The organism is Dehalobacter sp. TBBPA1 (assembly GCF_040931655.1).
Lineage (GTDB): Bacteria > Bacillota > Desulfitobacteriia > Desulfitobacteriales > Syntrophobotulaceae > Dehalobacter > Dehalobacter restrictus.
On sequence record NZ_CP162385.1, the window covers coordinates 2,057,638 to 2,079,112 of the forward strand.

The 21,475-nt window shown below is 45.1% G+C and carries 21 protein-coding genes; 6 read left to right on the forward strand and 15 right to left on the reverse strand.

Going from position 1 to position 21,475, the window contains the following annotated elements; all coding sequences use genetic code 11:
* Positions 1-14: 14 nt before the first annotated feature.
* The 11 genes from purH to AB3489_RS10180 form a co-directional block, all read right to left on the reverse strand.
* Entirely contained in the window at positions 15-1,556 is a 1,542-nt protein-coding gene (purH, locus tag AB3489_RS10130; protein ID WP_368294622.1) for a bifunctional phosphoribosylaminoimidazolecarboxamide formyltransferase/IMP cyclohydrolase, read from the reverse strand.
* A 194-nt stretch (positions 1,557-1,750) separates the two neighbouring features.
* Positions 1,751-2,359 carry a phosphoribosylglycinamide formyltransferase gene (purN, locus tag AB3489_RS10135; protein ID WP_368292764.1) on the reverse strand — a complete coding sequence of 203 codons (609 nt, stop codon included), beginning with the start codon at positions 2,357-2,359 and terminating at the stop codon, positions 1,751-1,753.
* The gene (gene purM / locus AB3489_RS10140; protein ID WP_368292765.1) at positions 2,356-3,372 is read right to left on the reverse strand and encodes a phosphoribosylformylglycinamidine cyclo-ligase; all 1,017 of its coding nucleotides are present in this window, start codon (positions 3,370-3,372) and stop codon (positions 2,356-2,358) included. The genes purN and purM overlap by 4 nt, the downstream gene beginning before the upstream one ends.
* Before the next feature lie 23 nt (positions 3,373-3,395).
* Positions 3,396-4,796: an amidophosphoribosyltransferase gene (gene purF / locus AB3489_RS10145; RefSeq protein WP_368292766.1), complete on the reverse strand. Its 1,401-nt coding sequence runs from the start codon at positions 4,794-4,796 to the stop codon at positions 3,396-3,398.
* 85 nt (positions 4,797-4,881) lie between these two features.
* On the reverse strand, positions 4,882-5,601 hold the full coding sequence (purC, locus tag AB3489_RS10150; protein WP_368292767.1) for a phosphoribosylaminoimidazolesuccinocarboxamide synthase: 720 nt from the start codon (positions 5,599-5,601) through the stop codon (positions 4,882-4,884).
* 138 nt (positions 5,602-5,739) lie between these two features.
* Complete coding sequence (gene purB, locus AB3489_RS10155) at positions 5,740-7,038, reverse strand: adenylosuccinate lyase (protein WP_368292768.1); 1,299 nt, start codon at positions 7,036-7,038, stop codon at positions 5,740-5,742.
* A 27-nt stretch (positions 7,039-7,065) separates the two neighbouring features.
* Positions 7,066-7,560 (reverse strand): 5-(carboxyamino)imidazole ribonucleotide mutase, encoded by a 495-nt coding sequence (gene purE / locus AB3489_RS10160; protein ID WP_019226397.1) that lies wholly within the window; start codon positions 7,558-7,560, stop codon positions 7,066-7,068.
* 294 nt (positions 7,561-7,854) lie between these two features.
* Positions 7,855-8,922: an HD-GYP domain-containing protein gene (locus AB3489_RS10165; RefSeq protein ID WP_287896379.1), complete on the reverse strand. Its 1,068-nt coding sequence runs from the start codon at positions 8,920-8,922 to the stop codon at positions 7,855-7,857.
* Positions 8,923-9,218: 296 nt separating this feature from the next.
* On the reverse strand, positions 9,219-10,004 hold the full coding sequence (locus AB3489_RS10170; RefSeq protein WP_368292769.1) for an ABC transporter ATP-binding protein: 786 nt from the start codon (positions 10,002-10,004) through the stop codon (positions 9,219-9,221).
* Positions 9,997-10,695, reverse strand: a complete 699-nt coding sequence (locus AB3489_RS10175) for an ABC transporter ATP-binding protein (RefSeq protein WP_368292770.1) — start codon at positions 10,693-10,695, stop codon at positions 9,997-9,999. Before AB3489_RS10175 ends, AB3489_RS10170 begins: the two co-directional genes overlap by 8 nt.
* On the reverse strand, positions 10,692-11,060 hold the full coding sequence (locus tag AB3489_RS10180; RefSeq protein ID WP_015044245.1) for a GntR family transcriptional regulator: 369 nt from the start codon (positions 11,058-11,060) through the stop codon (positions 10,692-10,694). Before AB3489_RS10180 ends, AB3489_RS10175 begins: the two co-directional genes overlap by 4 nt.
* Before the next feature lie 377 nt (positions 11,061-11,437).
* Between AB3489_RS10180 and AB3489_RS10185 the strand changes: the two genes are divergently transcribed.
* The 4 genes from AB3489_RS10185 to AB3489_RS10200 all read left to right on the forward strand — a co-directional run bounded on the left by AB3489_RS10185 (position 11,438) and on the right by AB3489_RS10200 (position 15,597).
* Positions 11,438-12,130 (forward strand): Crp/Fnr family transcriptional regulator, encoded by a 693-nt coding sequence (locus AB3489_RS10185; RefSeq protein WP_368292771.1) that lies wholly within the window; start codon positions 11,438-11,440, stop codon positions 12,128-12,130.
* Positions 12,131-12,275: 145 nt separating this feature from the next.
* Positions 12,276-12,584 carry a hypothetical protein gene (locus AB3489_RS10190; RefSeq protein WP_019226391.1) on the forward strand — a complete coding sequence of 103 codons (309 nt, stop codon included), beginning with the start codon at positions 12,276-12,278 and terminating at the stop codon, positions 12,582-12,584.
* Positions 12,585-12,598: 14 nt separating this feature from the next.
* Positions 12,599-13,981: a reductive dehalogenase gene (locus tag AB3489_RS10195; protein ID WP_368292772.1), complete on the forward strand. Its 1,383-nt coding sequence runs from the start codon at positions 12,599-12,601 to the stop codon at positions 13,979-13,981.
* A 215-nt stretch (positions 13,982-14,196) separates the two neighbouring features.
* Entirely contained in the window at positions 14,197-15,597 is a 1,401-nt protein-coding gene (locus tag AB3489_RS10200; protein WP_368292773.1) for a Sapep family Mn(2+)-dependent dipeptidase, read from the forward strand.
* Between the two features lie 34 nt (positions 15,598-15,631).
* On the opposite strand, the gene AB3489_RS10205 is transcribed toward AB3489_RS10200, so the two are convergent.
* Positions 15,632-16,342 carry an ATP-binding protein gene (locus AB3489_RS10205; RefSeq protein ID WP_368292774.1) on the reverse strand — a complete coding sequence of 237 codons (711 nt, stop codon included), beginning with the start codon at positions 16,340-16,342 and terminating at the stop codon, positions 15,632-15,634.
* Between the two features lie 142 nt (positions 16,343-16,484).
* Entirely contained in the window at positions 16,485-16,913 is a 429-nt protein-coding gene (locus AB3489_RS10210) for an acyl-CoA thioesterase (protein ID WP_368292775.1), read from the reverse strand.
* 295 nt (positions 16,914-17,208) lie between these two features.
* On the opposite strand from AB3489_RS10210, the gene AB3489_RS10215 reads away from it, so the two are divergent.
* Positions 17,209-19,368, forward strand: coding sequence for a PepSY domain-containing protein (locus AB3489_RS10215; protein WP_368292776.1), 2,160 nt, complete (start codon positions 17,209-17,211; stop codon positions 19,366-19,368).
* Positions 19,369-19,421: 53 nt separating this feature from the next.
* Here the strand turns inward: AB3489_RS10215 and AB3489_RS10220 are convergent, their stop codons facing one another.
* Positions 19,422-19,694, reverse strand: coding sequence for a hypothetical protein (locus AB3489_RS10220; protein ID WP_368292777.1), 273 nt, complete (start codon positions 19,692-19,694; stop codon positions 19,422-19,424).
* 244 nt (positions 19,695-19,938) lie between these two features.
* On the opposite strand from AB3489_RS10220, the gene AB3489_RS10225 reads away from it, so the two are divergent.
* Positions 19,939-20,757, forward strand: a complete 819-nt coding sequence (locus tag AB3489_RS10225) for a lytic transglycosylase domain-containing protein (RefSeq protein WP_368292778.1) — start codon at positions 19,939-19,941, stop codon at positions 20,755-20,757.
* Positions 20,758-21,030: 273 nt separating this feature from the next.
* Here the strand turns inward: AB3489_RS10225 and AB3489_RS10230 are convergent, their stop codons facing one another.
* Entirely contained in the window at positions 21,031-21,378 is a 348-nt protein-coding gene (locus AB3489_RS10230; RefSeq protein ID WP_368292779.1) for a cupin domain-containing protein, read from the reverse strand.
* Between the last annotated feature and the right edge of the window lie 97 nt (positions 21,379-21,475).

The window sequence follows — 21,475 nt, forward strand, 5'->3', positions numbered from 1 at the left end:
AGTAATATTTATTCTTAGTGCTCAAAATGCCTTCTTCCGGTATGGAGAATAATCATCCCAAGCCTGTTGGCTGTTTCAATCACTTCTTTGTCCCGGATAGAACCACCGGGATGAACAATGGCTTTGATCCCATGGGAATGGGCCAGTTCGACCGTATCCGGGAACGGGAGGTAAGCATCCGAAGCCATATAGGCACCCTGTGCTTTTTCTGCAGCCTGCTCAAGCGCAATTTTCGCCGAGCCGACTCTGTTCATCTGGCCGGCTCCAACACCGATGACCTGTCTCTTCGCCGAAATGACGATCGCATTGGATTTGACATGCTTGCAGGCTTTCCAGGCAAACTCCAGTTCCGCCAAATCATCTTCAGTCGGCTTGGCTTCTGTAACGACTTCCCATTCGACAGACGGTGTCGTCCCTTCATCCTCGTCCTGAACCAGAAAACCGCCGTTTACTGTACGGATTTTCCAACCCCGGGTCTTACCGCACGCTTCCCTGCCAACTGCGAACAGACGAAGGTTAACTTTCACAGCCAAAATTTCCTTCGCCCGCGGGCTGAAATCCGGAGCAATGACCACTTCGTAGAATTTCTCTTTAATCGCTTCAGCTGTGGCCTCATCTACCACGCGGTTAAGTGCAATAATTCCGCCGTACGCCGAGACCGGATCCGCTTCCAGCGCTCTTTGATAAGCTTCCAGCAGTGAGTTCCCAAGCGCAACACCACATGGATTGGTATGTTTAATGATTACACAGACTGTCTTGTCATATTCCATAGCGATTTTCCAGGCCGCGTCCATGTCCATCCAGTTATTATAGGACAGCTCCTTGCCCTGGAGCTGCTGGCCATAAGCAAGTGTCCCTTTTCCGGCCTCCGGGTCCGCATAAAAGGCCGCCAGCTGCCCGGGATTTTCTCCATAGCGAAGATCCTGCACCTTTGCCGCCACGAGACGAAGATGCTGGGGAAAAGAGGCTTTTGTATCGATTTGACCTTCCAGATATCCAGCAATCAGACGGTCATATTCCGCCGTATGCGCAAACGCTTCGGCTGCAAGTTCCTTCCGCAAGGCCAATGGGATTAGACCGTTCTCCCTGAGGCTCTCAATCACCCTGCCGTAGTTTTCCGGATTGACGATAATGGTTACTCTATTGTGATTTTTCGCAGCTGAACGGACCATGGTCGGTCCGCCGATATCAATATTCTCGATCGCTTCTTCGAAGGTAACCCCTTCTTTGGCAATCGTTTCTCTGAAAGGGTAAAGATTTACGCAAACCAAATCGATAAAATCAATTCCGTTTTCCGCGCACTGCGCCCGGTGTTTCTCAGTATCCATTGCAAGGATTCCGCCGTGAATCTTCGGATGCAAGGTTTTTACCCTGCCATCAAGAATTTCCGGAAACCCTGTAATTTCACTGACATAACGAACAGGAATATCCGCTTCTTTCAATGTCTTATACGTACCGCCTGTTGAAATCAGTTCAAACCCCTCGGCAACAAGGCCTTCGGCAAATTCCACAATACCCGTTTTGTCCGAAACACTGATCACTGCCTTTTTCGCCATCATGTCCAACCCCCTATCATCATTTCTCAAAGTAACTCCTCAGAACAATACTCAGAATTATCCTATAGAATAATATCCCGGAATAATCCTTGATATCGCCAATACATTAGTGCCATGTCAGCCCTAAATCTTATATATCCTAACGGCATATTTTTCCTAATACTGCGTTCGTTATATGATAATTTTACGCGCGATTATGAGTCTCTGAGGACGATCACTCTTCTTCCCTCTCGTTTTATCTTCCCATTCGCAATCAGTCTGACTGCCTCTGGATATATCGTGTGCTCAACTTTCAGAATTCTTGCAGCCAGCTGGTCGGCATCATCCTCAGCAAAAACCGGCACCGTCTCCTGCAGGATAATCGGTCCGGAATCCATTCCCTCGTCCACAAAATGCACCGTGCAGCCGCTGACTTTAACACCATATTCCACTGCCTGTTTTTGGGGATGTAAGCCCGGAAAAGACGGCAGCAGCGAAGGATGAATGTTCAGAATCGGATATTCGGCCCTGCGGATAAAATCCGAGCTTAACACCTGCATGTAACCGGCCAGAATCAGCAGTTCCGTACCGATGACTTCAAGCCAGTTTAAGATATCCGTTTCCTGAGAGCTATTGTCTGCATAGCTTTCCCTCGGAAAAGTCCGGACCTGAATACCGAATCTTTCTGCCCTAGCCAGAGCCTCTGCGTCTATTTTATTCGAACCTACGCCGACAAATTCTACAGGGAGCTGGCCATCCTGCCATTCGTCCAGCAAGGCTTGCAGGTTGCTGCCACGCCCTGAAGCGAGTACGGCTGCTTTCATCGATAGCTCACTCCTTGACCGGAAATCACACTGCCTATCCTGATCGGCTCTTCGCCGTTTGCAGCCAGAATATCCATGGCCTGCTTTTCATCTTCAGGATGAATGATCAGAACAAACCCGATTCCCATATTAAACGTCCTTAACATTTCCTCATCTTCAACATTGCCAAGCTTCTGCATTAATTCAAATACCGGCGGAACTTGCCACGTGGAAGTGACGATCTCCGTTCCGAGTCCGGACGACAGAACCCTTGGAATATTTTCAGTCAGACCGCCACCGGTAATATGTACCATACCCGGAACAGCAATCTTGTCCAGAAGCGCCAGCACTGACTTTACATAGATTCTGGTCGGGGTGATCAATACTTCCCCGAGCGGTCTCCCGAGTTCCGGGAATACCTTGTCAAGGGAGTATTCCGCAAAAATCTTACGAACCAAAGAAAAGCCGTTGCTGTGCAGTCCGCTGGACTTCAATCCCAGAAGGATATCCCCTTCGCGGATGTCCGAGCCGTCAATCAGCTTGTCCCTGTTCACCGCACCGACAGCGAAGCCAGCAATATCATATTCTTCTTCAGCGTAGAAACCGGGCATCTCAGCAGTCTCTCCGCCAATCAGTGCACAGCCTGCCAGACGGCAGCCTTCGGCCACGCCGCCTACAATGGAAGCAATTCTTTCCGGAACCAGTTTCCCTACCGCAAGATAATCCAGAAAAAACAATGGCTCGGCGCCCTGGACCAGAACATCATTCACGCACATCGCAACAGCGTCCTGGCCGATGGTATCATGCTTATCTAACTGAAAAGCCAGCCGCAATTTTGTTCCGACACCATCCGTACCGGAAACCAGCACGGGATCAGAATATTTTTGCAGATCCAGACTGAACAATCCGCCGAATCCGCCGAGTCCCCCTAAAACTCCGGGCCGCCAGGTTGCAGCTACCGCAGGCTTAATTTTCTCTACAGCTTCATTTCCGGCCTGGATATCCACACCGGCATCTTTATAGGTAATTCCCATGATTACTCCTCCTAACGGCTAGTTTAACACTCCATGTCTTCTTTGGAAAACTTCTTCGGGACAGTGGTCGGATAATCACCGTTAAAACAGGCCAGGCAAACTGAATCACTACCCAAAGCCTTTTTCAGCCCTTCCTCCGACAGATAGTACAGGGTGTCCGCCCCGACAAACCTGCGAATTTCATCGATGTTCATTTGATTAGCAATCAATTTTTCCCTTTCGGCCGTATCGATGCCATAATAGCAGGAATACTTCACCGGAGGTGAGCTGATCAGAAGATGAACCTCCTTGGCGCCGCATCCTTTGACCATCTCGACAAGCTTGGAGCTCGTTGTCCCCCTGACAATCGAATCATCGATCATCACAACCCTGCGTCCACGGATGACCTGCTTGTTGGCATTCAGCTTAATCCGGACAGCAACTTCTCTTAACTCCTGCGTGGGCTGAATGAACGTCCGTCCAACATACCTGTTTTTGAGCAGCCCCTCCTCAAAAGGGATACCCAGCGTTTGGGCATAGCCCAGGGCGGCCGGTGTCCCGGAGTCCGGAACCGGAATAATCACATCAGCCTCAATCGGGCATTCTTTCGCCAGCTGAACACCCATTTGCCTCCTGCTTTCCCAGACATTCAGATTATCCAGTGTACTGTCAGGCCGCGCGAAATAAATATATTCAAAAGAGCAGGAGGCAATCCGTTCCTGCGGCGTACCGAAACGGGTATGAAGCCCTGCTTCGTCGATCGTCACGACTTCTCCTGGTTTAACGTCCCTGACAAATTCCGCACCGATCGTATCGAGCGCACAGCTTTCCGAAGCGAAACAGTACCGCTCTCCCAGCCGTCCGATGCACAAGGGCCTCAGGCCATGGGGATCTCTCGCCCCGACAATTTTGTCTTCAGCCATGATCAGCAGTGCGTAGGCTCCCTTGATATCAATCATCGTTTTGATAATCGCATCTTCTAGGCTATGCCTGCGGTAACGCGCAATCATATTTAGAATCACTTCGCTGTCAATGGTTGTCTGAAAGACTGTTCCCTGACTGCCAAGCTCCTGTCTGATTTCTACGGCGTTCGTCAGATTTCCGTTATGCGCCAGCGCCATCATTCCGTTCTGGAAATGAACAACCAGCGGCTGTGCATTCGATAACAGGCTCGAACCCGTCGTTGAATACCGGACATGTCCAATCGCCATCTTCCCTTGCAGTCCTGCGAGTAAATCAGGCGAGAATACCTCAGATACCAAGCCCATTCCTTTTTCTACAACGATTTTTCTTCCATCGGAAACAGCAATCCCCGCACTTTCCTGTCCCCTGTGCTGCAACGCATAAAGGCCATAATAAGTCAGACGGGCAATTTCCTTTTCAGGAGCAAAGATTCCGAAGAGACCACACTCTTCTTTGGGCTTGTCATCCCAGAGCAAATCCACAGTCAAGGACTCCTTTCATCTACTGTATATACTGTCTCTGTCCTCTAGCAGTTATGTTTCCAGCATCGTATTTTTAGCAATCGCTTTAAGCATTTTCTACAGCGTCCTTCAGACGGGTATAGACTTCGGCATACGCTTCTTCAATCTTGCCAAGATCCCGGCGGAAACGGTCCTTGTCCAGCTTTTCTCCGGTATCTTTGTCCCAGAAGCGGCAAGTGTCCGGAGAAATCTCATCTCCGAGCATGACTTTGCCGTCAATCAGACCGAACTCCAGCTTATAGTCAACCAGGTCAATCCCGGCCTTGGCAACAATTTTGGTCATGAGCTCATTGACCTTCAAAGCAATTTCCTTCATTTTGTTGATTTGTTCGATCGTTGCCCATCCCATCGCAAGCGCATGGGTTTCATTGACCATCGGATCACCGAGCGCGTCGTCCTTATAATAAAGCTCAAGCACAGGCGAAGCCAGAGCATAGCCCTCTTCTTTGCCAACCTTCTTTACGAGACTGCCGGCAACAATATTGCGGACAACAATTTCCAGCGGAACCATCTGCAGGCGCCGGACAATTTGTTCCCTGTCACTTAAAAGCTCAACAAAATGTGTATCGACGCCATTCTTTTGAAGATAGGAAAACATCATCGCGGACATCTTGTTGTTGATAATCCCTTTGTCAACAATGGTACCCTTTTTTATCCCGTTAAAGGCAGTTGCATCATCTTTGTACTCGACCCAGAAAACATTTTTGTCATTCGTATCATAGATTTTTTTGGCTTTGCCTTCATACAGCATTGCGAGCTTTTCCATATCATAACCCTCCAGTAATAATGTCTAAATTTACATCCATATTCAATTTTCATCGTTTAATAAACCGTTCGTGTTTAAGGCTACTTATAACAATGTGATTTAAATAGGTAATTTCCAAAAAGTTGATATTATGTTTATTTATTTCAGTAGGCCGACTCTGCAGAAAATATAGTCAATGTTTTTCGTATGATACTCATAATCAAACAGCGCATCAACTTCTTCTTTGGTTAGGAACTGCATGATCTCAGCATCCTGAAGCACATAATCCTTAAACGGCACTTTGGTATCCCAGGCTCTCATTGCATTTTTCTGTACCAGCGCGTAGGATGTTTCCCTGCTCATGCCCTTATCGACCAGCGACAGCATAACCCTTTGGGAGAAGATCAGACCATAGACCTTTTCAATATTTGTCATCATCTGTTCCGGGGACACTCTTAATCCTTCCAAAGTCTGAATCATCTTATGCAGCATATAATCCAGCGCAATGGTGCTGTCAGGAAGGATCACGCGTTCAGCTGAGGAATGGGATATATCTCTTTCATGCCAGAGTGCGACATTTTCAAAAGCGACCTGGGCATTCCCGCGGATTAGGCGGGCCATTCCGCAAATTCTTTCCGAAATAACCGGATTTTTCTTATGCGGCATCGCTGAAGAGCCTTTTTGTCCCTTACCAAAAGGTTCTTCGACCTCATGGACGTCCGTCCGCTGCAGATTACGAATTTCCGTGGCAATCTTATCAAGTGAAGAAGCGATTCCGGCCAACACGCCTACATAGAATGCATGCCTGTCCCGCTGGATAATCTGGGTTGACACTGGAGCCGGCTTTAAGCCCAGGCTCTCACAGACCCATTCTTCCACGGCAGGATCAACGTTCGCAAACGTGCCGACTGCACCCGAAATCTGGCCTACCCGAATCTCTTCGCGCGCATATTTCAGCCGCTCCCTCTGCCGTTTCATTTCGTCATACCAGAGTGCGAATTTCAGGCCGAATGTAATCGGTTCGGCATGAATCCCGTGCGATCTTCCCATTTGCAGCGTATCTTTGTATTCGAGGGCTTTTCTGCCCAAAACATCAATCAGCTTATCCATCTTCTCGAGCAGAATATCGGAAGCCTCAACCAGCTGCAGCGAGAGCGATGTATCCAGTACATCGGAAGAGGTCAGTCCGAGATGTATATATTTGGCTTCATCGCCGACGTTCTCAGCGACATTGGTCAAAAAGGCCAATACGTCGTGCTGGGTGACTTCTTCAATTTCCTTGACCCTGTCCCAGGAAAAAGCGGCCTTCTGACGGATTACTTCGACAGCCTCTTGCGGGATCTTTCCTTTTTTCGCCCATCCTTCGCAGGCTGCAATTTCTATCTTCAGCCAGAGCGTTAGACGGTATTCATCTTGCCATAGTCTCCCCATAGCGGGAAGCGTGTACCTTTCTATCACAGAAATTCTCCTTTATTTAAATATTTTCTAAGCTTTCAGTTTATCCTGAAGTGCACTGTCCTTGGCTTCAACATCTGCCGCCATTTTTTGTCTAAAAGCTTTCAGCTGGTTCTGCAGTTCCAGATCAGCGATCGCCAGCATTTCTACAGCCAAGAGCGCTGCGTTGCGGGCACCGTTGATCCCGACCGTGGCGACCGGGATACCGGGAGGCATTTGCACAATCGCATAAAGCGCATCTACACCCTCCAAAGCACCACTCTTGATCGGGATACCAATAACAGGGAGCGTCGTGGCTCCGGCGATCACACCTGGAAGATGCGCAGCCATACCGGCCCCGGCGATGATCACTTTTCCTCCCTGTTTCTCAAAACTTTCCACCCATTCCACGGTTCTTTTCAGCGTACGGTGAGCAGAAGATATTTTCATTTCAAAGGGTACTGAGAATTGCTGCAGGATTTTTGCTGCTTCTTCCATGATGGAAAAATCAGAATCACTACCCATGATTACACCAACAGAGATCATTCGTTATTTCCTCCTTTAAATGCTTTTCCTTATTTGTGAGCAGAAATAATCACAAATTCACCATATTATCTGCAATAAATTCTAAACATATTTTACCCGACAACAAATACAGGGTCAATCAGAATCCGAACATTATTTTGTTTTTTTGTTCTAATGTTCGGAATATGACCAATAATAAGGAGACCTCCCACAGCAAAGCTACGAAAGGTCTCCTTATCGGTTCATACATTTAGGCCTTGGATATCCATATTCTTGCCGCCTTCGTTCCAATTTTCGTAGAGGAATAATACTTCATCAATGATCCACAATGCTGGTGATCATCGTAGATAAATGCTTGGATAAATCCAGGTCGTCCGGATTGTCCAGGGCTTGATTGCCTTGAGTGATTACCCTGACCACCGGTCTTGTTGGCAAAATAGGGTTTTGTTTGATAACAACACCGCGCAAACCATTGCTAAGCTCTATACCTGTTCCTGTCGGATACGGCGCCACAGACTGAGCAAAAATGCGGACAATTTCAGGGTCAAACTGCAGCCCTGAATGAACAATGATATATTCGTATGCCAGATAAGGCGGCATTGCATCGCGATAAGGGCGCTTGCTGGTCAAGGCCTCATACACGTCGGCGACAGAGGCGATCCTAGCGTATTCATGAATTTCATTCTCTCTTAGTTCCCTGGGGTAGCCCCCGCCCTTCCATTTCTCATGATGCTGTAGCGCAACATGGGCAGACAGGATGCTGAAATCGCGATTGCCGCGGATATATTCATAACCATGCAACGGATGGGTCTTAATCTGCTCAAATTCTTCTTTTTCCAATTTGCCTTTTTTGTTTAGAATTTCTTTCGATATTTTTGTTTTTCCGATGTCATGCATCAGAACTCCCATCCCAAGCTCCAAAAGCTGGTTTTGGGTAAAACCTTTGCCGATTCCGAGCATCAAAGCCAGGACTGTGGTGTTGATCGAATGATGATACGTATATTCGTCGTAGCCGTTAATATCAGTCAGATTACTAAGGATATCAAAACTGTGCAACAAATCTTGAACTAGATTTAGAACCGCAAAACGGACTGAATCCGCATCTATCTCTGCCTCCGGATGTTTCTCCAGTTCATCGGTAACTCCCCGAACCGCATTATATGCAATCTCTTTGGTCTTGTCCATAATGGCATAACCGATTTCAACATCTTGAAACCGTTCATCTTGAATGAATACCATATCGTAGCCGATATCTTTAAGCTTTGCTAAATAGTTCTTATTGAGCTCGACTCCTTTACCGAGAAGTATCCTGCCGTAGGAGTTTCTTATCGGTCTGGCCAGCACAGATCCTTCCTGAACGTATTTGATATTGACTAACCTCATGTGAACTCCTTGTTATCAAGATTAAAGGTACTTTGACTGGTGTAATTATACCATTAAAATGCCATAATTTATATTGTATTTAAGCGGTTTATAACGATTTTTATCATTTTATAAAGAAATATAAGACACTGATGTCCTCAGACTCTTCTGATCTGAATTGTTCTTTAATTGTTGCGTCCCCTCCGGAAGTAGTATCGGCACTTGCCAAAGAAATGCCTATACCTAGAAAAAAGCTGCTGCAGACATCGGATCTTTGTCTGTAGCAGCTTTTTTCGTTACTCAGATATTTCTTCAGATCACATATCCATTTTATTCTCAAGCAAATAGGCGGAGACACAGAAGAAAACGGCACCCAGCACCACCTGAATCAAAATTTGAATCAAAAGAAACGTATAGCTTGGCACCCCTGGACTGATCATTGAATTGGCACTAAAGATATCCGTTGTCAGCGTATTTGTTATGGCACTGTCAGCCCAGGCTAACAGCATAAAGATGATAAAGCTGATCAAACCGCCGAATCTTTTCTCAGCAAGAATACTTTTGCGAATGGATATGGCGGCATAGATCATTAAAAACAAGCCCACAATCGATACAAACAACATCAACAGACTCACTGTAAAATAGGAAATCAAATTAACCCCTTCCAGATGAACCTGATTGACGATCATTGAAAACAGATCACTTCCGACCAAAGCCCGGAGAGGTTCCCCGTAAAATCCCACAAAACTGACCGCAAGCAGCAGCAAGTAGACCAGCAGAAACAGCAATCCTTCCAATATTGCAGTAATAACCTTGCTCCCAAGGATTTTGTAGCCACTGTTCGGTGTCAGCATAAACATATATCCTGTCTTATGATCAAGATCGCGGCTGTACATCATAATCACATCAATAATATACAGCACAAAAAAGATGCCAAGTATTCCCGAAAAAAATGCCCCCAGCATAATCATCTGTTCTTCAGGCGTATGCGTACCAATTTGTAGCTTCACCAAAACAAATGCATTCAGGATCAGGACAATGGCCGTAAAAATGCCCAGCACCCTCCATTTCCGGATAAATTCATATTTAATCAGATTAGCCATGGTAAACCTCCTTATACAGTGCCTCAATCGAGCAGGATTTCTCCAGTCTGAATTTTTCCGCATCACCAGCCAGGACGACCGTTCCGCGATCCAGGAAAATTACTTCATCCAGAATCGTTTCCAATTCACTGACCAGATGGCTCGAAATAATCACTGCACAGTCATCGCGGAAAGCACCCATAATCATCTTTACAATTTTTTCCCTGGAAATCGGGTCAATCCCATTCAGCGGTTCGTCCAGAAGATAAAGCCTGGCCTTCCGGGCCATCGTTACGGCCAGTTTGAGCCTGGCTTTCATGCCCGTGGACAAACTGCTGACTTTCATATTTTCCTGTAATTCCATGAACGTTAAATATTCCAGTGCTTTATTTCGATCAAAGTCCTCATACATGTCTGTGTAAAAACTGAGGATCCCGTCAATTTTCATCCAGCCGAACAGAAAATCATCCGTTGGCATAAAAGCCGTGAGTTTTTTGGTTTCTGCCCCGATGGGATAATCCATAACCGTCATTCTGCCGGAAGTCGGCTTAAAAAGGCCTGCGGCAATCTTAAAAAATGTAGTTTTTCCACTGCCGTTAGGACCAAGCAGTCCGTATACTTTGCCCTCTTCAATCTTCAGATCCAGGTCGTGCAGTGCCTTGTTTCGGAAAAATCCTTTGCTGACGTTTTCAGCAATCAATACAGATGTCATTGAACAGCCTCCTTATCCAACCTGCTTTTTATCAGCTCGATCATGTCGTTAAAATTAAATCCCAATTCCATCATTCCTTCAATAAAGTTTCTGACGATATCCTCTGCCATTTCTTTCTTCATAATCTCCACCTTCTCCTCCGATTCTGTAATAAAAGTTCCTACTCCTCGTTTGGTAAAGGTCACTCCTTCCCGTTCCAGTTCATTGAAGACCCTTACCATGGTATTGGGATTCACCTTCAGGTTTTGGGCATACTCCCTTGATGACAGCAGTTTTTCGCCTAAATTCATTTTTCCTAGAATTATGTCTTTCTTAATCAAATTCATAATCTGAATGTAAATCGGCGCAGTATTATCAAAATTCATTATGTCACCCCTTCAACATTGTACTAGTTCACTATATAAATAGTACACTAGTACAATGTTGAAGTCAAGTAATAATAAACAAGAACTGGAAAATAATTTTTCCAGTCCCAACAATCTTCTAAATCAGATTTATCCTTTCCAAAGCAAAGTTTTTGCCCAAACCAGAACCTCCTCAGAACTTCTAGCGACCCATACACGATGGGAACAGGGTAGACTTTGCCGGTTACAGCCAGGAGGCATTTAAGCTAAACACAGGAGGAATTAGTAAATACTATAATATATTTCTTGCCCTCGATCCAAAATAAGTCTAGGATAATAATAAATAGTTGCTATCTTATTAAAATCTTATTGGAAGACTCTTTCAGGAGGAGATAAACATGGGAAAAATGATGAATGATCATTATATTTTGCCCCAAAATTTTTATCCGATGTTGAAATTGCGTGATTACCTTCATTTGGGAATCATCCGTCATTATCGCAAAGGGGAATCCATCGTCTTCCTTGGAGAAACCATTGATAGTATCATCTTAGTACTTTCGGGAAAATTGGGTATCAGCTTCATGCATGAGAATGGAAAGCAAAAATTTATGTATCATGCGGATCCGTACACTTTCATAGATGAAGCCCTTGGCATATTTACAAGCTCTTATGTTCATGTTGTTTCGGAGGAAGATAGCAGCGTCTGTTTTTTTGAAAAATTTCAATTTCTTATGATCCTTCATGAGAACAAAGAATTGCTTTTAGAATATATTACGTGTTTTTCATCCAAACGTTGTTATTTCATGCATGAGGCTAGTGAGGCGGTTCTTTATAAGCCATCCGTCAGGATTTTACGATTCTTTTATTTACTCTGCAATACACAAGGGAAACTGGTTGATAATGTTTATGAAATCGATGTGAAAATATCTCAAAGGGCAATTTCCGAAATAACAGGGGTTCACTTTATAACGGTCAATAAAATCTTAAGATATCTAAAAAAAGAAAACATTTTAAATAAAACAAGGAATAAGATTATTATATATGACTTACCACAACTAAAAGCTTTGATTGAGGATTGGATGAATCATTAAATACCGCCGAAAGGCGGTTTATTTTTTTCTCATAAAAAAATGTTCCACCCAATACGCAATGTAATCCGGGACTTATAACCGATAATGTAATGACCAATACAATAATCTTATAAAACAGGCAGCAAAATTTAAGGAGGTGAGAATGATGAGTACATTCTTAATTTTTTTAGCGGGGATTCTTTTTTTGGCCGGTATTCTTTTTATCAAGCCGCGTGCCAAAAAAGAGAAAAATTGGCAGACCGCGCTGGTTTGGGCATTATATGTAATTTGGTTTTTAATCACATGCATGGGGATTTCATTTGTTTACATTAATGCCAGCGTAGGACATGTCAAGGCAACAAGCACAGCGATTTTCCTGTTCGGAGGAATCTCAGTGATATTGGCCGTTGTTTTGGCCCGCATATTAGGTTTCATCGGCGCAAAAAGCAAGGCAAAAGAGTCAATTCAGGCTTAAAAGGAGGGGAACTGATGTCGGAGATTTCAAAAAATGGGGAAAAAGAAACCAAGCCGCAATATCAAGTGAGCCGCCGCGGTTTTCTTAAAACGGGGGCAGCCGCTGCCGCGATGGGTGTGATGGGGGCAATCGCAGCTCCGTCCAAGGTGGCAAACGCAGCTATTCATGACCTAAACTATACACCTGCCAAAGGACAATGGTCGAAATTACGCCCTGTAAACAATTATGGCGGTGCCACGGTTCATTTTGTAGAAAATAACGACCAGTGGTTGGGAACAAGCAAAATTGTTGGGCCGATCAAAAAATCGGGAGAATTTAATTCGGGTTTTGGACTTGCTACCAGAGGTCTACTGGGTGATAAGGCGAGATTCGGACTCCTTAGCCAAGGCGAAAGAAGCCCTTTAACGGGTGGCATAATGCAGGCTCTTGGGATGATTAGTGGAGATGAGACTGTCATGGGCACGCCGAGAAAAGATAAACTTCCTATTCCCGATCCCGAACAAATGTCCCAGCATATCAAAGACCTCGCTTATTATCTCAGAGCAGATGATGTTGGTATAGGCCAAATGCCTTCATACGGTTATTACGGCACGAAGTGTATGCCTCCCATAACTTTATTAGCTGCCGGTATCCTTCCGCCACAAACGCCGATCGCAGAAGTACCTAATACAGAACCGGAATACCCCTATGTCATTACTGTCGCGGTTGAACAGCATTTGGAAACCTATTTGGCATCGACTGGGTATGACGGAATATCTGTATGCCAGTCAATGCGTTGTTATCATGCAACAGCTAATATTGCCGTCATTATGGCGCGATATATTCGGAATCTAGGCTATAATGCGAGAGCCCATCATTTTGGCAATTATGGTCTTACCGTTCCTCCGGCACTTATAGCTTCCGGACTGGGTGAACATACCCGTACCGGAGACTGTGTTGCACATCCCAGAATGGGATTCCGCAACAAATGTGCTGCGGTTACCACCGATTTGCCTTTGGTTGCCGATAAACCCATTGATTTTGGAATGTTGGATTTTTGCAGGGTTTGCATGAAATGTGCTGTTGAATGTCCTTCTAAAGCCATCAGCCTAGATAAAGATCCAGTGGAAATGAACGGCTACCTGCGGTGGAACAGCGACTACAAAAAATGCGCCACATTCCGTTGCGGTAATGAGGAAGGCGTCAACTGTGGAAGGTGTATTAAAGTCTGTCCATGGAATTCCAAAGAAAACTCCTGGTTCCATGAAGCAGGCCTGTGGATAGGCAGTAAAGGAGAAACTGCTTCAACAATGCTGAAAGCCATTGATGATATGTTCGGCTACGGGACTGAAATTGTTGATAAATACAAATGGTGGCTGGAATGGCCAGAGCTTCATAAAATTAATATACCAAGCTAGAAAGTATAGTTTAACTGCATAATAAAAATTATTGCGACGTATCCCTTCGTACGGCGCAATAATTTTTGTTTATTGACATATAGCTTGGCCAAAATAGTATTCTCTTGGAACATTTTCCATCAGAACCGAAAGCTCAGAATAAAAATCATATTTCAAAGTTCCAATAACAATACTAGTAATATCCACAGGCAATAATGCAAGCATACGGAGGTTTTATGAAGGGGTTAAAAGATGCCATAGATTCTTTCAAAGAAGATTTGATTCAGTCTGTGCAAGACTGCATTCGGATTAAAAGCGTCTCTAGCGATCGGGATGGTACCCAAAGAGCCTTGGAATATTACCTTGCCCTGGCTCATAGCATGGGATTCTCGGCACATAACGTAGAAAATCTGGGTGGAGTAATCGAATATGGAGAAGGGGAAAAAACCTACGGGATGATTGTTCATCTTGATACTGTCCCTGAAGGAAGCGGCTGGAAAGTTCCCCCTTTCGGAGGTCTGATTCAAGAAGGAAAAATTTATGGCCGGGGCGCAATCGATGACAAAGGGCCGGCGCTCTCAGCCCTCTATGCTTTAAAAGCCTTAAAGGATTCCGGATCAGGAATTAGCTCTGAATGTAAGGTTCAGATTATTATTGGGATTGATGAAGAGGGTATCTGGCATACAACGCCTAAATTATTGAAAAAAATTAAAGAACCTGATTTTTCTTTTGTTCCCGATTCGGAATTCCCAGTTGTTATTGCCGAGAAGGGCCTGGTCTGGCTGGAAATCAAGAAAACATTAAGTCAGGAATCCTCCGGCCATAGTGGGATTACGATTGAAACCATGCAGGGGGGAGGACAGTCCCTCAATATTGTTCCTGATTACTGCGAAGCTACACTTAGATTGAATGATGACCAAAAAACACAGACCAAAGAGGAACTCAAGCTATTCCAAGAACAAACAGGATATGATATCTCTCTTGAAAAAAATGCTTCTGTTTGCAAACTTATATCCAAGGGAAAATCCGCCCATGCCTTTATCTGCAATGAAGGACGAAATGCCATTTCCCAGCTCATTATGTTTTTAAGTCTGCTGGAGCTTGAAGGCGGGCAAAAGGAGTTCATCCAAGCCTATGCCCAAAGCATGGCAATGGAATATTATGGTGAATCCCTGGGCCTCAGTCTTGAAGATCAACTGACTGGTAAACTTACTGTTAACCCCGGGTATATCCTGATTGACGAGAAGAACATTATCCTGAAGGTGGATATTCGTTTCCCGGCCAAGGAGCGGCTTGACATAATCAAACCTAAAATTGAGAGAGCCTTTAGCGTTTTCCAAGGAAACCTTACAATTATCGATTCACTGGAATCTTTGAGTTTCCCGGAAGATGATCCCAATATCCGTACACTCATACGGGTCTATCAGGATTTTACTGGAGACACTGAAGCAAAACCTCTGGGAATGGGCGGAACCACTTTTTCCAAAGCTTTCAAACGCGCAGTTGCCTTTGGTCCGACTTTTCCCGGGATGCCTAAAGTTGAGCATCAGCCTGATGAATATATGGAGATTGAACATCTGATCAAGTGCACAGAGATCTACGCCCTAGCACTTCAATCACTTGTCAGAAACGAATAAGCGTTATCTTCTTATTCGTTGCCGTTAGCTCGATTTAACAGGATAGCGTTCCCCGATAATCGATGATGCCTTCACTGTACGGCACCGAAATGCCAGCCTGGACCATGGCTGTTTTTACAGCCCGTACAATCCCGGAACAACATGGTACATCCATTCGGACCACCTTGATACTCTGCGGATGATTGATTCTGATGATCTCCGCGATCTTTTCCGTGTAATAATCATTGTCATCGAGTTTTGGACAGCCGATCAGCGTGATTCTGTCCTTCATGAACTTCTCATGGAAAGAAGCATAGGCATAGGCGGTACAGTCCGCCGCAACCAGCAGATCGGCATTTTGCAGGTAAGAAGCCTGCGGGTTAATCAAATTCAGTTGAATCGGCCATTGCCTGAGTTCCGACGGGCGTTCAGCCCCGATATCTCCGGAATCCTGTCTTTCCCCTGCAGGCGTCTTTTTGATCATTGCGGCTATGGTACCCGGGCAAGAGCAGCCGGGTTTTTCTTTTTTCTGGGCGAGCTTGGCTTTGACCAGCTCTTCGTTATAGCCTGTGGCTTCTCTTTCGATAATCTGAATTGCACCTGTCGGACATCCCGGCAGGCAGTCACCAAGCCCGTCACAATATGCATCACTGACCAAAATGGCTTTGCCATTAATCAGCTGCAGCGCACCTTCATGACAGGCGTTTACACACAACCCGCAGCCGTTGCATTTTTTCTGATCGATTTCTATAATCTTTCTGATCATATTTATCACCTTTTCCTTGATCTTCGTCATTTCGATATCTCTACTATAGCGCAATGATCATGGAAAAATCGGTAACCTCCGTTACGACGCAATGGAACAAAATTGACAATACCAAACAAAAAATAAGCAATATGTTTTGTGTCTATTTTTTCTTGATTTCTTCGTAGCGGCGAAACCATTCAGGAAATGCTTTTTTGAATTGGACAGGCTTAAAATTGTCTTTCCGGACCAGAATATGTTTCGTGTGTCCTTCGGCGCAGACTTCACCGCTGTCATTAACAACCTTGTAGCCGTATACCGTCCATAAACCTTGATTTTCTTCGACCCAGGTTTTCACGAACACACGCTCACCGTAGTGTACCGCTTTTTTATAGGTTACTTCGACTTGATAGACCGGAGCATAATACCCGGCTTCTTCCATATCCAGATAATGATATCCGGCATCTTCGACCAGCTGGCATCTTCCGAGTTCAAACCATTTCAGATAATTGGCGTGGTAGATTACGCCCATCATATCGGTATCGGCATAACTTACCTGGATTTCTTTTGTCGAGATCAAATATGGTTCCATTTCTTACTCCTATTCTCAATTTTTCATATTTGACAGCTAATCATTAGCTATCTGTTATTTACTTTTCTTTTTAGCCTCCAGCATTTCAACCGCCTTGAATCCGATTCCTTTCTAGTTTCCACTTTCTTGGCATTGGTTTCTTGGCATTGGTGATCTCTAAAATTTTTGATTAATCAGTTTGCGGAAAAACAGGAAATATTTTCTTTCGGCTGCGTCATAATCACTGCCTTATTACAGTCTATTTTAGCAAGAAAACGCATACAGATCAAAATGTTGTGAAAGGATGGTTGGAAAAATGAAACGTCATCGCTGGTTTATACTTCCTCTGGTTTTTGTTTTGATCTTCCAGCTGCCGGTACCGCTTTTGGGCGCTGATACCGTAACGCCTCAGACAGGTTCGGCGGAAACAAAAATCTCCCTGGAACAAGCCCTGCAGATTGTCAAACAAAATTTTGAAATTTCCAAAGAGCTGACCGAGTTCACTTCAAGCTTCAGCAATTATCAGTCCCGTCAGGTTTGGTCGCTGGACTGGAACACTTCCGGCAGCTCCGGCGGTAATTTTTCAGCACAGGTCGACGCTGTCAGCGGAGAAATTTTGTCCATATATTCCTGGCAGTCCGTCCAGGGCGATCAGGCCTATACACTTCCGCGGATAACCTCGGAACAGGCCAGGCAAATTGCGGAAACTACTGTCCAAAAATTAACCGGGCCGAAATATGCCAAATTGAAATTCCTCGAGAATAAGGCGATTGTTCCGATCAATCTCTATGGCGAGACCGTTTACAGCTACAATTGGCAGCGGTTTGAAAACGGCATCCCGTTCCAGGGCAATCTGGTCAGTGTACAGGTGAGTGCTTCGAGCGGCAAGGTCACTGCTTATAACATCATCTGGAATGATCTTAAGATCCCTGAAGTGAATAATATCATCAATGCCGGGAAAGCAACTGAATACTTTAATACCGCTAAACTTCTGGAACTGCAATACTTTCTGGCACCGGCTTATAAGCCATTGACCACAGCACAAAATAGTGAGAAAGTCCAGCTGGTTTATACCCTGAAAAACGGTGGAACAATCGATGCATTCACCGGAAAACCCTTGGTCCTGAACTCCGGTCAATGGCTGTTTACAAATGACCGGGCGCTGGGTGGACTTGGCTCGGCTGAAAGCGCAGCCAAATCCGTTCCTTTAACGCCGCAGGAACAAAAGGAAATCGCCGAAAATGCGAAGCTTTTAACCAGGGAAAAAGCGATTGAGGCCGTCAAGCAGTGGGTGGAAATCCCTTCGAACGTTACGTTGAAAAGCATCAATCTTTACCAGGACTACAGTCTACGCGGCGGAAAGGTATGGTCCTTTGAATGGGGAACCCCAAGCGGGTCCGGAGCCCAGACGATTAATGCCAGGGTCAATGCAGCCAGCGGCGAATTAATCTCTTTCTCTGTTTACTCCTCTTCCGCAAACACCGACGGAAGCCTGAATGCGATTACAAGCGAACAGGCCCAGACCATTGCGCTGGATTTTATCAGAAAAATCCAGCCGGCCAAATCTCAGCAGGTTAAATTCAATACGGACAACACAGCTGATTCCGTCAAATCAGCAGAATTCACCAGCATCACGTTCAACTATGAACGGATCGTCAACGGCATTCTGTTCCCTTCCAATAACATCAGCATTACTGTTGATTTGCAGACGAAGAAAATCACTTCTTATTATCTGAATTGGTGGAATCTCGATTTCCCGCAATTGTCGGAAGCAATGTCTCCAGCCAAAGTCCAGGAAATACTCTTCCAGGCTAGACCTATGCAATTGACCTATGTTCTGTTGTACGACCAAGGAGAAGCCAAGGAAGTCCGGCTTGTCTATCAGCCCTCCTCAGAAAGCAGTCAAACCTCCGGCCTGATAGATGCCAGAACCGGATCATTTTTGGATTTCCAGGGAAATTCCTTAAAAGATCAGCCTCAGACTCATATCTTCACAGATATTGCCGAAAACACTGCGGAAAAAGAAATCACCGTGCTGGGGATGGCTGGATTATTCGGTGAATACGGAAGCCAGTTCCATCCGACCGAAAATGTCACTGCCAGTGCCTTCCTGCGGGCTCTTTACACAATAAAAAACGGCTCGGAGAACAATCTTTCCGATACCGATGTCATAAAAAAAGCTAAAGAAGAAGGATGGATTCAGGATAACCTGGCCCCGTCCCAAATCGTTACCAAAGAACTGTGCAGCGAAATCATCGTCCGCTTCCTCGGGCTCGAAAAGATTGCCGCGCTGAACCCAATGTTCCAGACTTCCTTCGATGATGTCCCGGTTGAAGAGCGCGGATACGCTTCACTCGCCACGGGTCTCGGCATTCTGAAAGCGGACAACAACAAATTTTATCCGCTTCAGCCTATGACCCGCGCTGATACAGCTTACGCCCTGATCAGAGCGTTTGAAACCGGGTTCAAATCTTAATTTCGTACAAAATTGTAAGGAAATCCCTACAAGGCCCACAGGCAAGACTAAGACTAATAATAAACAGTGAAAATGTAGCCGAGCGCTATCCCAAGGATGGCCAGTGTGAATCCACCAAATCTGAATCCTGTTTTAATTAGCGGGATTCTTTTTTGATTTCTCACTAAAAAATCTTCATTTTCTTTTTTCAGTACTTCCATCATTTTTTTCGGCTGCATAAAAGCAAAGAGGCCAAGGATGACATACGCGCCGAATCCCGCATAGACAAGGATGTCCAGATCCACATTGCAGCCAACTAAGAATGCTATCAAACTCAATATAACCAAAGTTAAGAAAACTTTCTCAAATAGGGTTGTCGATCTTTCAAAAAGAGGTTTCACCTTTATTATCCCACCTGCTGCAGTTGTATTGTATAAGTACTCATCTATTATAAAACAAGTCCGCGGGAAATTGTGCAGGTAAATAAAGACAATCCCATGCTTGCTTTCAGCGTCTGTTCATCGCATAATAATAGTTAAGACAAACAGTACGTTTCCATCTTTCTAAAAACAAGCTTACCGGGGTGATCGTATGAAAATTGATGCTCAAAATGAACTGCTGCAGCTGCAGCTTCAAAATATGGTCCAGGCCCTGGAAGGCACTTCTGAAAACTCCGAAGCTTTTCAGATGGTTTATAAAATGCTGTTGGAGACCATGCAGCAAGACAGCAATGTCACATCGGATCTGTCAAGTCAGATGGATCAAACGGATCCTTCCAACACGTCTGACCAGATGCAGATGCTCTATCTCTATAACCTTATCAATCTGCAGAATTCACTGCTCAACACAGGAGACGGAATCGAAAGCCTGACCAGAACCGGGGACTTCCTAGGAACAAATAACATGCCCTCATCCGGGCAGATATACAACAGTGCTTACAGTGCTTACAACATGAATAACCTGAACAACACGAATAATACAGACAGCTCTTTCGAAGCGTCTTCGATTGATGCTTCAATTAAAGCTGCAATTACGAAAGCTTCGGAAAAATACGGTGTGGAAAAATCTTTGATCTCAGCCGTCATTCGTCAGGAATCATCCTTTAACCCGAACGCGATCTCTTCAGCAGGCGCAATCGGACTCATGCAGCTGATGCCGGCAACCGCCTCAGGGCTGGGCGTAACCGACCCCTTTAATATTGAACAGAATGTTGACGGTGGAACGCGTTATTTACAGCAGCTGATCGACCGTTACGGATCTACGGAGATGGCTCTGGCTGCCTATAATGCTGGATCAGGAACAATCCGGGCCAGAGGCGTCCAGGGACCGGAGGATCTTGTGAAAATGCCTGCCGAAACAAGAAATTTTGTTCAAAACGTTATGAGTTACTACACAGGTAGAAGCGCCTAAGAGAAGCGGGACATCTCAGCTTTTTCTAATATCAGCAGGGTTTACCTTTGGTGGAATCAATTCCTGCCAAACTGTTCGGCTTCGAGGACCGTGGGGCATCGAACCCGGCGTCCGGGTAAGGTAACAATTATTTGAACAAAAAAACATACCAAAAGAACGTATTGAAAGAGGCTGCCACTTATTCTGGTAGCCTCTAAATCTTTATTCAAACAAATTGAAAAATGAAGCGGTCTTGACATTCTCAATTGATAGTATCCAAGGCAAAGATAAAGGTTACTTATCTCCTTCTTCGGGTACAATGCATAGGAATGAAAATTCTTTCCCGGAGTCATTCTGAAATTGATGGAGCGCACCTCCGGGAACATAGGCATACGCGCCTTCCTTCAGTACGTAATCCTGACCGTCTAAATGCAGTGTTCCTTCGCCTGAAACAATATAATTAATATGGGGCCAATCATGCGTATGTCTGGGTGTAAAGCCACCCGGTTCAAGCGTAAAGAGCCGCATCGTCCAGCCCTCCCAGCCTTCTTTGGGAGATACCAGCACTTTTTTGGTGGCGCCCTGTATTCCTGCTCCCTGCATAGGAATCCCTGCCAATTCGTTTACATGGCCAACAATCATCGTTTCGCCTCCGATCTCATTTCTCTGCTTTATTAACTGAATATCGAGTTTACTCCGGTGATCGACTTATCGGGTTAGTCTGGGGTAATTAAGAATT

Coding starts and splice junctions, on each gene's coding strand:
- AB3489_RS10165 (WP_287896379.1), bottom strand. CDS start 8,922: ATGAGGTTAGTCAATATCAAATACGTTCAGGAAGGATCTGTGCTGGCC.
- purC (WP_368292767.1), bottom strand. CDS start 5,601: ATGGAAAAGCTCGCAATGCTGTATGAAGGCAAAGCCAAAAAAATCTAT.
- purM (WP_368292765.1), bottom strand. CDS start 3,372: ATGGGAATTACCTATAAAGATGCCGGTGTGGATATCCAGGCCGGAAAT.
- purH (WP_368294622.1), bottom strand. CDS start 1,556: ATGGCGAAAAAGGCAGTGATCAGTGTTTCGGACAAAACGGGTATTGTG.
- AB3489_RS10185 (WP_368292771.1), top strand. CDS start 11,438: ATGGGAAAAATGATGAATGATCATTATATTTTGCCCCAAAATTTTTAT.
- AB3489_RS10190 (WP_019226391.1), top strand. CDS start 12,276: ATGAGTACATTCTTAATTTTTTTAGCGGGGATTCTTTTTTTGGCCGGT.
- AB3489_RS10210 (WP_368292775.1), bottom strand. CDS start 16,913: ATGGAACCATATTTGATCTCGACAAAAGAAATCCAGGTAAGTTATGCC.
- AB3489_RS10195 (WP_368292772.1), top strand. CDS start 12,599: ATGTCGGAGATTTCAAAAAATGGGGAAAAAGAAACCAAGCCGCAATAT.
- AB3489_RS10205 (WP_368292774.1), bottom strand. CDS start 16,342: ATGATCAGAAAGATTATAGAAATCGATCAGAAAAAATGCAACGGCTGC.
- AB3489_RS10175 (WP_368292770.1), bottom strand. CDS start 10,695: ATGACATCTGTATTGATTGCTGAAAACGTCAGCAAAGGATTTTTCCGA.
- purE (WP_019226397.1), bottom strand. CDS start 7,560: ATGATCTCTGTTGGTGTAATCATGGGTAGTGATTCTGATTTTTCCATC.
- AB3489_RS10215 (WP_368292776.1), top strand. CDS start 17,209: ATGAAACGTCATCGCTGGTTTATACTTCCTCTGGTTTTTGTTTTGATC.
- AB3489_RS10180 (WP_015044245.1), bottom strand. CDS start 11,060: ATGAATTTTGATAATACTGCGCCGATTTACATTCAGATTATGAATTTG.
- AB3489_RS10225 (WP_368292778.1), top strand. CDS start 19,939: ATGAAAATTGATGCTCAAAATGAACTGCTGCAGCTGCAGCTTCAAAAT.
- AB3489_RS10170 (WP_368292769.1), bottom strand. CDS start 10,004: ATGGCTAATCTGATTAAATATGAATTTATCCGGAAATGGAGGGTGCTG.
- AB3489_RS10200 (WP_368292773.1), top strand. CDS start 14,197: ATGAAGGGGTTAAAAGATGCCATAGATTCTTTCAAAGAAGATTTGATT.
- purN (WP_368292764.1), bottom strand. CDS start 2,359: ATGAAAGCAGCCGTACTCGCTTCAGGGCGTGGCAGCAACCTGCAAGCC.
- AB3489_RS10230 (WP_368292779.1), bottom strand. CDS start 21,378: ATGATTGTTGGCCATGTAAACGAATTGGCAGGGATTCCTATGCAGGGA.